This is a genomic window from Cohnella fermenti (assembly GCF_004801405.1).
Taxonomy (GTDB): domain Bacteria; phylum Bacillota; class Bacilli; order Paenibacillales; family Paenibacillaceae; genus Cohnella; species Cohnella fermenti.
Map to the genome: position 1 here is coordinate 36,624 of NZ_SSOB01000023.1, position 12,022 is coordinate 48,645.

Genomic DNA, 12,022 nt, shown 5'->3' on the forward strand with positions numbered 1-12,022 from the left:
GAGTTCCACCAGACTGGCATGTGCTTTAACGCGAATGATAAATTTTTCCTATAAAAAAGGCTTGATCTGTTGATGCTTCTAATCAATATGCCCAATCTCACCGTACAGGAGATCATGGCCTCTCTTGAGTTTACAGCAACGCGATCAATTGTTCCGCCCCCGGCTGCTTGTCATGATCCACGACGGCGGATACAAGGTGAAGGAGGGCGAGCAGGCCGTATGAAGCCAGAGGAGTTTCCCGGCCACCCGCACGCCAGACTCATCGCTGTGCAGGACAGGTTCTCCCGCCCGATCGCAAGAAGCAACCGGAAGAGGCGCCCAGGTCCGCACTGCGGACAATGGGTTGCCGCGTTATTCCCGGTCGCCGGTCAACGGCCTATGCCCAATATGCTCAAGGATGTTGATCAGCTTGCCGAACGGGTCGCGGACATAGAAGCGCCGAACTCCCCATGGCTCATCTGCAGGTCCATACTCGATCGCATACCCCGCATCTCTTATTCGCTCGAACACCGCGCCAACATCGTCGACTTCGATAGACAGATCGGGCACAGGCGTATTCGAGCCGCCCTGTGAGGCAAAGCTGATTTGAGCGTTCGCCTCTCCGGGCACACCGTAGGTTTCAATCCAACCGTGATCCATCAACAAATCAAGCTCGAGCATATCCCGGTAAAAGCTTTTGGCTGCCGCGACATTCGGAGTATGGATATTGGCGACGATTCGTTTGACTCGCATGTTCAAGCCCCATTTCTTTTGATCCCTCCGGTCGGAGGACTTTTTCCTATTTTATACGATTTTTCACATTCGTTGGCCTGGAAAAAGGGGAACAGCAGCGGTTTATGTGATTTTTCGCATATATGCGGCACCTCGAGCCGAAATGTCCTCCACGAATGCGATTTTCACATAGAATCGTCCAAATCGCCTCCTAGCGGGCCGCTCCAGTTTGAACCGAAGCGGGGGCAAGCTGCTATTGATTCCCGATCCGCTGCGAGTTGCCGGAAGCTGGAAAGTTGGTTAGTCGGAAATGCCGGAACGCCACATCCAACCAAAGCTGGATTAATTGCACATCCGGGTGCATTGCTCTATAATAAACTTAATAACAAAGAAAAAGGGATATGACTATGCCGATCGAAAAGCCGGTTTATCTTCAGAAAGTAAAGCAGGACAACATGTCCGTGCTGCTGCAGCAAATTTGGAAGCATGAAGCGATCTCGCGGGTGGAGCTGGTCGAGCTGACCAAGCTCACTTCCGGAACGGTCACCAACCTGACGCAGGACTTGATTCAGCTTGGCTTGATTCAGGAATCCGAGACCTCTTCCGGCTCCGTCGGTCGCAAACGCGTCATGCTGAAGTACAACCTCGAGCGGTTCCTGATCATCGGGCTCGACATCAGCCGGACTTCCTACGAAGTTATCTTGACGGATCTGACGGGACGCATCGTCAAATCCGCGGAAGGCAATACCGTGGGCATTCACCAGCCCGAGCAAATTCTCGATCTGATCGAGTCGCATATCCGTTCCATGAACCATTACGCCGCTTCCCGAGGAACGCCTGTGATCGGTCTTGGCGTCAGCATCCCCGGACCGATGGATCGCAAGGCCGGCCAATTGCTCAGCCCCGTCAACTTCCCCGGCTGGGAGAACTTCCCGATCGTCTCCACGCTCGAGAGCCGATTCGGGCTGCATGTCTTCGTCGAGGATGACGCGCGGGCATCCGCCCTGGCCGAGAGATGGTACGGCCTCGGCCGAAGCGTGCAAGACCTGCTGTTTATTACGATGGGGATGGGCATCGGCGGCGGCGTGATCACGAGAGGAGAATTGGTGGAAGGAGCGAACGGGCTCTACGGCCAGGTCGGGCACATTACGCTTGTGCCTGACGGACAACTGTGCGCTTGCGGCAACCGGGGCTGCTGGGAGACGGTAGGCTCGATCCCGGGCATTCTGAACCGCTGGTCCGCCGGTCATTCGATCGACGAATTTTTCCATGCCGTCAGGCAAGGAGATCCGACTGCGCAGCAATGCCTGACCCAGACGCTCCGCGATATGGAATCGGCCTTGACGACTCTGTTCAACACGTACGACCCCGAGATCATCGTTATCGGAGGCCGGCTTTATCCTTATCTCGCCATGTATATGAATGAGATAAGAGCCGGCGTCAAAGAACGAATCTACTCCTTCGTGCGCAATCGCTTGACCATCGAGCCGGCAACGTTCGGCTCTTCCCAGAACGCCATCGGCGCCGTCGCATTGGTCTTCGAGCACCTGCTGATGGCTCCCCTGCAGATTTTAACGGCGGTAAAACCGGCCCAGGAGTAAACCTTCTCGCCTCCTATGCCCCATGAAGCTCGCCAGCCAGGCGACAGCGATGAGGCCGACGAGGATGTATCCCCACCAGCTCAGATCGATCCTCCCGATCCACCGCTCCATCGCTCCGCCCGCGCTTCGCCCGGGCAAGAACGTCTCCAACAATTCGATCGCTCCGATCGAGAGCGCGGCGACGATTGCGATAAACGTGACGACGAGATTGTAACGGAGCTTCCGCAGCGGCTCCCGGAGCGCCCAACGGTAGGCTTTGACCGCCATGACGCCGTTGGCCGTGTCCATCAAGGTCATGCCTGCGGCAAACAGCAGCGGCAGCGCGAGAATGCCCGCGATCGGCAGCGCCTGGTTCGCGGCCGTGCCGGACATCGCAAGCAGCGCGATCTCGCTGGCGGTATCGAAGCCGAGGCCGAACAGGAAGCCGAGCGGGTAGACGTGCCAGCTTCGGCCGATCAGCTTGATCAGCGGCTTCGTCAGCCAGGCGAGCAGCCCGCGGACGTGCAGCGACTTCTCCAGCTCGGCGGCGGCAAGCTCTCCCGCCCGGTATTTGCGGCGAACCTCGAACAGATTCATCAGAATGAACAGATTGACGATCCCTACGACGATAAGGAACACGCCGGACACCGTCGCGCCCGCGACGCCTCCGATATCCTGCAGCAGCGGCAGCTTCCGCTGTGCCCAGCGCATGGAGATCGTTGTCGCGATTACCATGAGCAGGACAACGGAAGAATGTCCGCAGGCGAAGAAGAAGCCTACGCCCAGCGGATTCCGGTTCTGCTGCGTCAGCTTGCGGACCGTATTGTCGATCGCGGCGATATGATCCGCATCGAAGGCGTGCCGAAGCCCGAGCGTATAGGCAATTACCCCCATCCCCCACAAGGCGGGATAGTGGCCGGCCGCCCCTCCGAGCATGACGGCGCCGACGCCATGAAGAACCAGCAAGGGAATAATGTATTTCCATAAATCCCGCAGCCCCGCAGTATAATCGCTTCTCATTCCAACTCGCCCTCCTTGTTCTCCTTGTTCTGAACGCAGGTCCAATACGCCTGCCTTGCCGCCTCGTATACCGTCTTCAAGGGAATGCCGTGCGCTCTGGCAGCCGCTTCGCAATGCGCATATTCGGGGGCGAATTGCACGGTTCTCCCGCCCATGACGCCCACCTTGACGCCGATCGCCCCCCAGGGGGTGGCGACATCGACCATATGGCGCTCCAGCCGTTTGCATTCCGTCAAGATGTACCTCATGCCCAGCGTCGTCGTCTCTTCGAACACGATGGACTCCATCGCAGGAAGCCGGTCGGCGTTCGTCAAGACGTTCAGCAATAAACCCGGCCGCCCCTTCTTCATCAGGATCGGAATCCAGAAGACGTCGTGGGCGCCCGCCGCCAGCAGCCGCTCGCTCACGTACGGGCAGAACTCCGGGTTCATGTCGTCTATGTTCGTCTGCAGCATCACCATCCCGTCTTCCCGGTGCTCCCGCTTATGCCCCTCGAACATCGGCATCCCCCTCGGCTTCCATCCCGTGCCGATCGCCGAAGAAGTCCTGCTCGACCATCATGCATAAGGTGTGGTAGATCGGAAGATGGCGTTCTTGGATGTCGGGCGTCGACGTCCACGGCACCCGGATCGTCCTGTCGCACAGGTCGGCAAGCCGCCCTCCCCCGCTTCCGGCCAGTCCGATCGTCGCCGCCCCGAGCGCGCGCGCCACCTGAACCGCCCGCACGACATTGCCGGAGTTGCCGGACGTGCTGATCGCAACCAAGACGTCCCCCGGCTTCGCAAGGGCGTATACCTGCTGGGCGAATACCATGTCCGCCGCAACGTCGTTCGCATACGCCGTCATAAGGGCGGAATGGCTGACCAGCGAGATCGCCGGCAGCGCCCCTTGCAGATGGTCGGCAAGATAGGCGCCGTCCTCCTGGAACAGGGATTCCAGCAAGCCGCGCCGGCCCGCGGACAGCGGCCGCTTGGACATGAACCCCTTCATCAGTTCGCCGACGATATGCTCGCTGTCGGCGGCGCTTCCGCCGTTGCCGCACACAAGCAGCTTGCCCCCCGCTTCGTACGCCCGCGACAAGCAGCGGTAAGCCGCCTCGATATCTTCCCGACATGCCGATAAATCCGGGTATTTGGCCGTCAAGCTTGACAGCCATCGATCAATGATCGGATTGGATAGCATTCTCGTGCCCCCTTCAAAATGACGTTGCCTTACGAGTTATCCGGCATTCGCCGAACGAATCTCATCCGGCGAAGCGGTTCCGGTCGTGCCGAGCTTCCGGATGACGACCGAAGAAGCGCAATGAGCGAGCGCAGCCGCCTCCGGCCCCGTCCCTCCGGCGCCGAGCGCGCATAACGAAGCCGCGGCGAAGGCGTCCCCGGCCCCGACAATATCGATCGGAGGCGGCACCGCCCGGGTCGGCACGAACACGCAACTGTCCCCTTCCACCCAGATCGCGCCCTCGGAGCCCAGCGTCATGCAGCAGACGCCCTGCACTTCTCCCGACAAGCGGCGGGCCAGCTCCGCCCATTCCTCCGGCGATCTTGCCGTCGCTTCTTCCCGGAACCAGCCGCTGGCCTCCACCTCGTTCGGCTTCACGATCATGCCACGGTACAACCCGATCCGCTCGCGGCTGTCCACCACCACGATCTTCCCCTTCGCCGCCCATTCCTTCAGCTTCCCGCGAATCCCGTCGCCGATGACGCCGAACGGAAGCTGGTCGGTCACGGCGATGATATCGCACTGCGAGGCCATGGCATCGAGCATCTCGCCAAGCTTCTCGGCAAGCGCTGCGGGCAGCGGCCCGAAGTTCTGGAAGTCAAGCCTCGCATCCTCCTGCTGAACGTTCTGCAAGCCGGTGCGGATCGGCTTGCAATACGCGGGCGTCGTCCAATTGCGGTCGGTGATCAAATAAGACGTTCCGATGCCGCGAGCCGCCAGCAGACCCTTTAACAGCTCGCCCCGCCAATCGTCGCCCACAACCGAGCAGATCGTCACTTCGCTGCAGCCCAAGGCCGCCAGATTGGCGGCAACGTTGCCGGCCGCGCCGGGCGAATACCGTTCGTCTACAATAGGCAGCGTATAATGCGGCGTCTCGCGCGACAGCGTGCTGCGCGTCAGGTCCGCCACCCAATAGGCGTCCAGGCACACATCTCCGATCACCCCCGCGCGAAGCGAACGGAACCCGTCCAGCAGTTGGCCCATACGCGCCTTGGTGATGCCATCGGCCCGCCGAACCGCCGGCTGCGTCACACGGTTTTGCTCCATGAGTTCCATCACTCTGCTCTCCCTCTGTCTCTATGATTCGTCAATGCTTGCCACAGGGCCGGAATCGTCTCCCGATGCAAGCCTTCGAAGTGAAATCCGTCCCCGCCCAGGCTTGTCGGACGATGTATGATGTTCTTGCGCGGACGGTAGTAATAGTCCCAATCCTCGTAACCGACCTTGCGGCGATAATCCCCAAGCTTGACGATATCGAAGTTCGCCGTCGTGATCCGGCTGACGTCATGGCCCAGATTGCGCGCGATCGACAGCGCCTTGAGCAGCACCTCCGGTCCCGTAACCGTCGAACCGAAATTCATGTAGACGCCCCCGTCCAGACGGGTCACCGTGCCGGCGAAAATCCGGAAGTCCCGGCCGCTCGCGCCTCCCTGCACAGAGAAATCGACGTCCGGATGCTGCTGAATGCTGTCCGTCCCCAGCGTGACGTGGACGGTGCACGGGATGCCCGCACGGCCGCAAGCATGCAGCAAGCTGAATCGGGCGTGCGGATACAGCTCGGGGAACCGGTTCATATGATCGATCAGGCTCTCTCCGTAACCGAGCCCTCTGCCGTACCCTTCCCGCAGCGCGCGATGAACGAGCGCCCCCGGCTCTTCCCACATGCCGAGCTTGCCGCCGCTCAGCGCCCCGGCATCCAGCTCCTCCGTCTGGCCGAAGGCGGCGAGCTCGGCGTCCTGGAAGGCTCCGGCGCCGTTCAGCGCCAGATGGGTAACGACTCCCCGCTCGATCAGCTCGATCAGCCCGGGCGATACGCCGCTGCCGATCACGTTGCCGCCGAGCGAGACGATCACCTCGCCTCCTTGCTTGCGGGCTTCCTCGATGCGCTGAATGAAGAGGCGGAATGCCTCGTCTTGTTGGCCGGACCAGCCGGATTCCTTGCGCTGCGGCGGCCTCTCCAGCATCCCGACGCGAAGGGCTGCCGGCCGCTCCGCGACCGGATACAGCTTCCGGCCTTCGCGCGGCAGCCGTTCCGCGCGCTCATAGCGCGGGAACGCCGCGCCGAGCTCCCGCTGGCGCCGGAGCACGCCGTGGAACAGATTCGGAATCGTCGCTTGGTGAAGGCCGTGGAACAAGTATCCCTTCCCGCCGATCTGCCCGAGACGATCGATAAAATTGCGGCGCGGGCGATAGTAGAATTCGGAGGCGGTTGGGGGCGGCACCTCCTCCGCGTACACGGGCACGATATCGAAATTCGCCGCGACGATTGGCGACATCGGAAGCTGCTCATTCCGGCAAATACTGACCGCCTTCAGGAAGATCTCCGGCCCCGATATCGCGGAGCCGAAGTTGAGGAACACGCCGCCGTCCGCCATCTCCGCCACGGATTGGCACATCGTCGCGAAGTCGTTGCCGCTCGTTCGCCCCAGCGCCTCGAAGTCGACGATCGGATGCTGATGGATAATATCCGTGCCGATCGAGATGTGGCACGTATAAGGCACGCCCGAACGCTGGCATTGGACGAAGACGCAATCGTCGTAATGGGGGAACCGTTCGGGGTAACGGTTCAAGTAGCGATACAGGCTCTCGCCGTAGCCGAGGTTGTCCGCGGCGCCGAGCTGGATCGCTTCGTTCATGTAACGGCCGGTCTCCTCCCACATCCCGAAGGAGCCGTCCTCGATCGCAGTGGCCACGTCCTCGGACGTCTCTCCGAGGAAGGCCAGCTCGAAGTCGTGAATGCTCGTCGCCCCGTTGCCCGATACATGCGTTACGATGCCGTGCCGCACCATCTCGATGATGTAGCGGGACATGCCGTTCTTGATGACGTGGGCGCCCATCGACCAGATGACCGGCTTGCCCGCCGCTCTGGCGGCGACGACGGCATCGATCAATTGCTCGAAAGCTTGCCGCTCTTGACGCGCTTGCGGCCACGCCTCGGGCGCATCCGAATAAGGCCGGGCCATATTGCGGATCGTGACGAGATTGCGCCGGGCAAACACGGAATTGGTCTTGATCGCATCGAACGGCAACCGCTCATGCCTCATCCTCGTTCCCCTCCTCGCTCAATTCGAACTCCAGCCACGCGGCCAAGCTGCCGCTTGGACCGAGCTGCAGGGCAGCCCCCCGCTCCGCCGCTTCGGCCAGCGTCCACTTGGACGGCACGTTAAACGGCTCCAATCCGATGTTGTACTCGCAGCCGAAGAACGGAGCGTCCGGATCGGCCGCGAAATTTTGCCAATACCACACGTAAGGCCATACCGCCGCATCCCAACGGACCGCCAGCGAGAGGCCGGAGCCGTTGCCGGCCGTCAGGCGGTATTCCCCCTCAGGACACTCCACGGCCAGCAACGGTCGCGGCGTGCCGGGCGCGGCCATGACGGAGAGATCGATCGGCCCCGCCATCCCCGGCATCGCCGGCCAGGCGCTGCGCTCCCCGCTCTCCATATTCGTCACCGCCAGGCCGGGCCGGAATGCGATGCGCGATCGTTCGCTCAGGAATGGCGCCCCGTAAGCCAGGTGATGCCCCCAATTGAATTCCATCGGCACCTGCGACTCGTTGTACACCGTTTCCTCCAAGCGCACCGTCGTTTCTCCACGCCTCATAATGAACGTTTTCTCCACCTTCAGCGGCAGCGAGCGAAGGCGGTTGGTCAACCGGACACGAAGCTCATCCTCGTCCTCGCGAACCAGCGCGTAATCCCAAGGCGTGATCGACGTCTCCCCCCGGTGCACCGTCGTTCCCCGGTACTCATGGGTCCGGCTCACCTCAGGCAGCATCTCTTGCCAGCCGCCCAAATAAGTCATCTGGTAATCGGGATACAGGCCGTGCGCCGGAAGCAGCCCCGTTCGCGTATGCCAGATCAAGTCGGTATCCGTCGGCTTGTGCAGCCAGCGGACCGGCTCCCCTCCCCGATCCAGGAGCAGCATCACCTGCAGAAGGTCGTTCTCCAGCATCAGGGCGCGATATCCCTTGTATTGCAGGTCTTCCGTAAGCCGACAGCCATGATTGCGATAAGGTTTGTAGTAGGATGACATTCGGTTATAGCCCCAATCGCGACAGCCAGTCTTCAGGTCGGCTGAAGTCTCCCGCGATCCACTGCGCGCCGGCCGCCTCGAGCCGCCGCTGCTTCACCGGATTCAGCCCTTCTCTTCGTTCCTCGTCGCTCGCCAGCCCGAGCGCAATGCCGCCCGCCTCTCTGCCGAGCCGTATCTCGACCTTGCCGTCCCCGATCACGGCCAGCTCCGCTCCGCTGAACCCCTTGTCCCGGATCAGGTCCTGCAGCACCTTCTCCTTGGAGCATTCCGCCTTGCCGACCGGAGCTCCGGCAATCTCGGTCATATACGGAGCGATGCCCAGCACCTCGGCTTCCCGCACGACATCGGGGTGATCCGTTCCGCTTGCCACATACATCTCGATGCCCCGGCCATGCAATTCCCGTATCAAAGCGGCCGCTCCCTTGATCAGATAGTCTTCCGCCTGCAGCTTGCCTTCGCCAAGCCGCTTGACGCGCTCATTCACTCGCGCCAGCAGCCTCTCGTTGTAGATCGCCTTGTATTGCCACGGGTCCAGAACGGACTCGTTCCAGCCCTTCTCCTTTGCCTTATCCGCCAGCCATTGCATCTGATAGATCGTCTGAATGCCGGTCGACTGGTCGATGTAATCGTCGATTTCGCGCTCCAGCTCCTCTTCCTGCGCTGCGGTCAACGGTTTGTCGCCTGCAATGGATTGTTTCATAAAAGGTCTCATGATTTCTTCCCACCCCGCGCGGAGGGTGGAGACGGTTCCGTCGAAATCAAACAATACCGCTCTCACGGACGCCATGCGATCGCCACCTTTAGCTTAATCATTAAGTTTTTATGTTAAAGCAAGACCTTGACACAACTAGTTTAACAAGTCCGCGAGCAAATGAAAAGCATTTTCTTATTAAATAAATTATTTACTTAGCCCCCCGTCTCTCTTATAATCAATATCGAGCGCGGAAGCCTGTCGGCCAAGCTCGCAGGGTATTTTCTTAATGATTATGATCCATCATCTATCGCTTCATGAACAGGAGGATCGCCATGATTGAAGATGTCGCAGCCCCGATCTTACGCGAAAAAGACGCTCGGCTCGGATCGCTGCTCCGCTCGCTCGGAAGCGCGCTTGTCGCCTTCTCGGGAGGAGTGGACAGCACGTTTCTGCTGAGGCGGGCGCAAGAGGAGCTGGGAGAGCGCGTGACAGCCGTCACCGCGGCCTCCGAGACGTTCCCGAGCCGGGAATTCGAAGCCGCGGTGAAGCTGGCATCCGATATGAACGTCCCTCATCTGCTGACGGAAATCTCCGAGCTGGACAATCGCGAGTTCGTCGCCAACGCGCCCGACCGGTGCTATCACTGCAAGAAGGGCCTGTATGCGCACTTGAGACGGTTGGCAGCGGAGCAGGGCCTGCCTTATATTCTGGACGGCACCAACCTTGACGACCTGGGCGACTACCGTCCGGGCCTCAAGGCCAAGAGCGAAGCGGGTGTACGCAGCTTGCTTCTGGAAGCGGGAATGACGAAGGACGACATTCGCGCCTTGTCCAAGGAGCGGAAGCTGCCGACCTGGAACAAGCCCTCCTTCGCCTGCCTCTCCTCCCGCATTCCGTACGGCACGCCCATTGACCGCGAGAAGATCGAGATGCTGGACAAGTCGGAGCAATACTTGCTCGATCTCGGGTTCTATCAGGTGCGGGTTCGCCACCACGGCGATATTGCCCGTCTGGAGCTGATGCCCCAAGACATGGCCAGAGCAATCGAGCAGCAGCGTGCGATCTCCGCGGCGCTGCAAGGCTTCGGGTTCAAGTACGTTACGCTTGACCTGCAAGGCTATCGAACCGGCAGCATGAACGAGTCGCTGCCGAAGGGAGGGGCGTGATGGCCGACCAACTGGGTGTGGAACCCGTAAACGATTATGCCCTTCTGGACATTGACCGAGAGAAGCGACTAGGATTCCCGGAAGTCGTCTTCGGCGAGAACAAAACCTCCGCACAGTTGATCGGGATTGCCGAGCGCATGAGCGCGCACACCTCCAGACTGCTTATGACTCGCGTGGACGCCGCAAAGGCGGAGCAGATAACCGCCTGCGTTCCCGGGCTGCACTATCATGCGGAAGCCTGCATGCTGACCGGGTTCGGCCCCGCTCCGAAGCCGGAACGCGGCGGCTATATTGCCGTCGTCTGCGCCGGCACCTCCGATCTGCGCGTCGCCCAGGAGGCGGCGGTTACGCTGGAGATGATGGGCAGCCGGGTAGAGCGCATCACCGATGTCGGCGTGGCCGGCATTCACCGCCTGTTCGCCCGGCTGGAGCTGATCCGCGAAGCGGACGTCGTCATTGCGATTGCCGGCATGGAAGGAGCTCTGCCGAGCGTGCTCGGAGGGCTGGTGGCGAAGCCGCTCATTGCCGTGCCTACGAGCATCGGCTATGGAACCGGCCTGAACGGCCTGATCGCATTGGGCGCGATGCTCAACGGCTGCGCCCCCGGAGTCACCGTCGTGAATATCGACAACGGCTTCGGCGCCGCCTATGCCGCCGCCTCGATCCACAAACAAACCCGAAGGGAGACCTGACCGCATGAGTATTCTTTATCTGGACTGCATTGCCGGAATCAGCGGAGATATGACGCTCGGGGCGCTCGTCGACGCCGGCGCCGATCCCCGCTACATCGAGACCGAGCTGGCCAAGCTGGCTCTGCCCCCCTATTCCCTGCGGTGGAGCCGCGTGAACAAACGGGGCATCTCCGCCATGAAGGCGGACGTCTTGCCGGACCCGGACGTTCGGCCTGCCGCTCATGCGCATTACGGCGACATCGTTAAGCGGATTCGCGAGGCCGGCCTGCCCGAGCGCGCGACGGCCAGAAGCCTGGCCGTCTTCGAAGCGATCGGCAAGGCGGAAGGCAAGATTCACGGCATTCCGCTCGAGAAGGTTCACTTCCATGAGGTCGGCGCGGTCGATTCCATCGTCGATACGGTCGGCGTCGCGCTCGCGCTCGAATCGCTGGGCATCGACACCATCGTCTGCTCGCCCGTTCCGCTCGGCTGCGGAACCGTCGTCTGCGCCCACGGCGTCTATCCCGTGCCGGCGCCCGCGACGCTGGAGCTCATGAAGGGCATCCCGCTGGCATCCTTGCCGATCGCCAAGGAATTGACAACGCCGACGGGAGCCGGCATCGTCCGTGCGCTCGCCGACGAATTCAGTGCGGCGCTGCCGCCCTTGATCGTGCAATCCGTCGGCTACGGCGCCGGAACGCGGGATCTGGAGGAACGGCCGAACGTGCTGCGCGCCGTCGTCGGGAATCTGGGGCATGATCATCATCGTCATCCCCACGAGCACCATGAGCATCACGAGCACCATGACCATGACCACGACCATCATCATGACCATTAACGTTCAAGGGGCTTGGAACGGATCACTCCGTTCCAAGCCCCTTCTTCAGCTATAATCCACTATCTCCGACTCCGACTTGATGAATC

Annotated in this window: 12 protein-coding genes; 4 read left to right on the top strand and 8 right to left on the bottom strand. The window is 61.1% G+C overall.

Annotated elements, in window-relative coordinates:
• Positions 1-351: 351 nt before the first annotated feature.
• Positions 352-732: a VOC family protein gene (locus E6C55_RS18110; RefSeq protein ID WP_136371223.1), complete on the bottom strand. Its 381-nt coding sequence runs from the start codon at positions 730-732 to the stop codon at positions 352-354.
• 386 nt (positions 733-1,118) lie between these two features.
• On the opposite strand from E6C55_RS18110, the gene E6C55_RS18115 reads away from it, so the two are divergent.
• Positions 1,119-2,312, top strand: a complete 1,194-nt coding sequence (locus E6C55_RS18115; protein WP_168735717.1) for an ROK family protein — start codon at positions 1,119-1,121, stop codon at positions 2,310-2,312.
• Here E6C55_RS18115 and E6C55_RS18120 read toward each other — a convergent pair.
• Genes E6C55_RS18120 through E6C55_RS18150 form a run of 7 tightly spaced genes read right to left on the bottom strand, consistent with a single transcriptional unit; the run spans position 2,283 to position 9,354 of the window.
• Positions 2,283-3,311 carry a HoxN/HupN/NixA family nickel/cobalt transporter gene (locus tag E6C55_RS18120; protein WP_136371225.1) on the bottom strand — a complete coding sequence of 343 codons (1,029 nt, stop codon included), beginning with the start codon at positions 3,309-3,311 and terminating at the stop codon, positions 2,283-2,285. The two genes, E6C55_RS18115 and E6C55_RS18120, sit on opposite strands and share 30 nt — an antisense overlap.
• Positions 3,308-3,811, bottom strand: a complete 504-nt coding sequence (gene larC2 / locus E6C55_RS18125; RefSeq protein WP_136371226.1) for a nickel pincer cofactor biosynthesis protein LarC2 — start codon at positions 3,809-3,811, stop codon at positions 3,308-3,310. Before larC2 ends, E6C55_RS18120 begins: the two co-directional genes overlap by 4 nt.
• Positions 3,795-4,493, bottom strand: a complete 699-nt coding sequence (locus E6C55_RS18130) for a D-sedoheptulose-7-phosphate isomerase (RefSeq protein WP_136371227.1) — start codon at positions 4,491-4,493, stop codon at positions 3,795-3,797. Before E6C55_RS18130 ends, larC2 begins: the two co-directional genes overlap by 17 nt.
• A 36-nt stretch (positions 4,494-4,529) precedes the next feature.
• A complete protein-coding gene (locus tag E6C55_RS18135) occupies positions 4,530-5,588 on the bottom strand; it encodes a bifunctional heptose 7-phosphate kinase/heptose 1-phosphate adenyltransferase (protein ID WP_136371228.1) in 1,059 nt (352 codons plus the stop codon).
• Positions 5,588-7,576, bottom strand: coding sequence for a hypothetical protein (locus tag E6C55_RS34225; RefSeq protein ID WP_211093608.1), 1,989 nt, complete (start codon positions 7,574-7,576; stop codon positions 5,588-5,590). Before E6C55_RS34225 ends, E6C55_RS18135 begins: the two co-directional genes overlap by 1 nt.
• Positions 7,566-8,567 (bottom strand): DUF4432 family protein, encoded by a 1,002-nt coding sequence (locus E6C55_RS18145; RefSeq protein ID WP_136371229.1) that lies wholly within the window; start codon positions 8,565-8,567, stop codon positions 7,566-7,568. The genes E6C55_RS34225 and E6C55_RS18145 overlap by 11 nt, the downstream gene beginning before the upstream one ends.
• A 4-nt stretch (positions 8,568-8,571) precedes the next feature.
• The gene (locus tag E6C55_RS18150; RefSeq protein ID WP_136371230.1) at positions 8,572-9,354 is read right to left on the bottom strand and encodes an HAD family hydrolase; all 783 of its coding nucleotides are present in this window, start codon (positions 9,352-9,354) and stop codon (positions 8,572-8,574) included.
• A gap of 239 nt (positions 9,355-9,593) precedes the next feature.
• Here E6C55_RS18150 and larE point away from each other — a divergent pair, with 239 nt between their 5' ends.
• From larE to larC, 3 genes are read left to right on the top strand one after another with little or no spacing between them, the layout of a single operon-like run.
• Positions 9,594-10,427, top strand: a complete 834-nt coding sequence (gene larE, locus E6C55_RS18155) for an ATP-dependent sacrificial sulfur transferase LarE (RefSeq protein ID WP_230986738.1) — start codon at positions 9,594-9,596, stop codon at positions 10,425-10,427.
• Entirely contained in the window at positions 10,427-11,119 is a 693-nt protein-coding gene (gene larB, locus E6C55_RS18160) for a nickel pincer cofactor biosynthesis protein LarB (protein WP_136371232.1), read from the top strand. Before larE ends, larB begins: the two co-directional genes overlap by 1 nt.
• A 4-nt stretch (positions 11,120-11,123) precedes the next feature.
• Complete coding sequence (larC, locus tag E6C55_RS18165; protein WP_136371233.1) at positions 11,124-11,936, top strand: nickel pincer cofactor biosynthesis protein LarC; 813 nt, start codon at positions 11,124-11,126, stop codon at positions 11,934-11,936.
• Positions 11,937-12,022 lie beyond the last annotated feature (86 nt).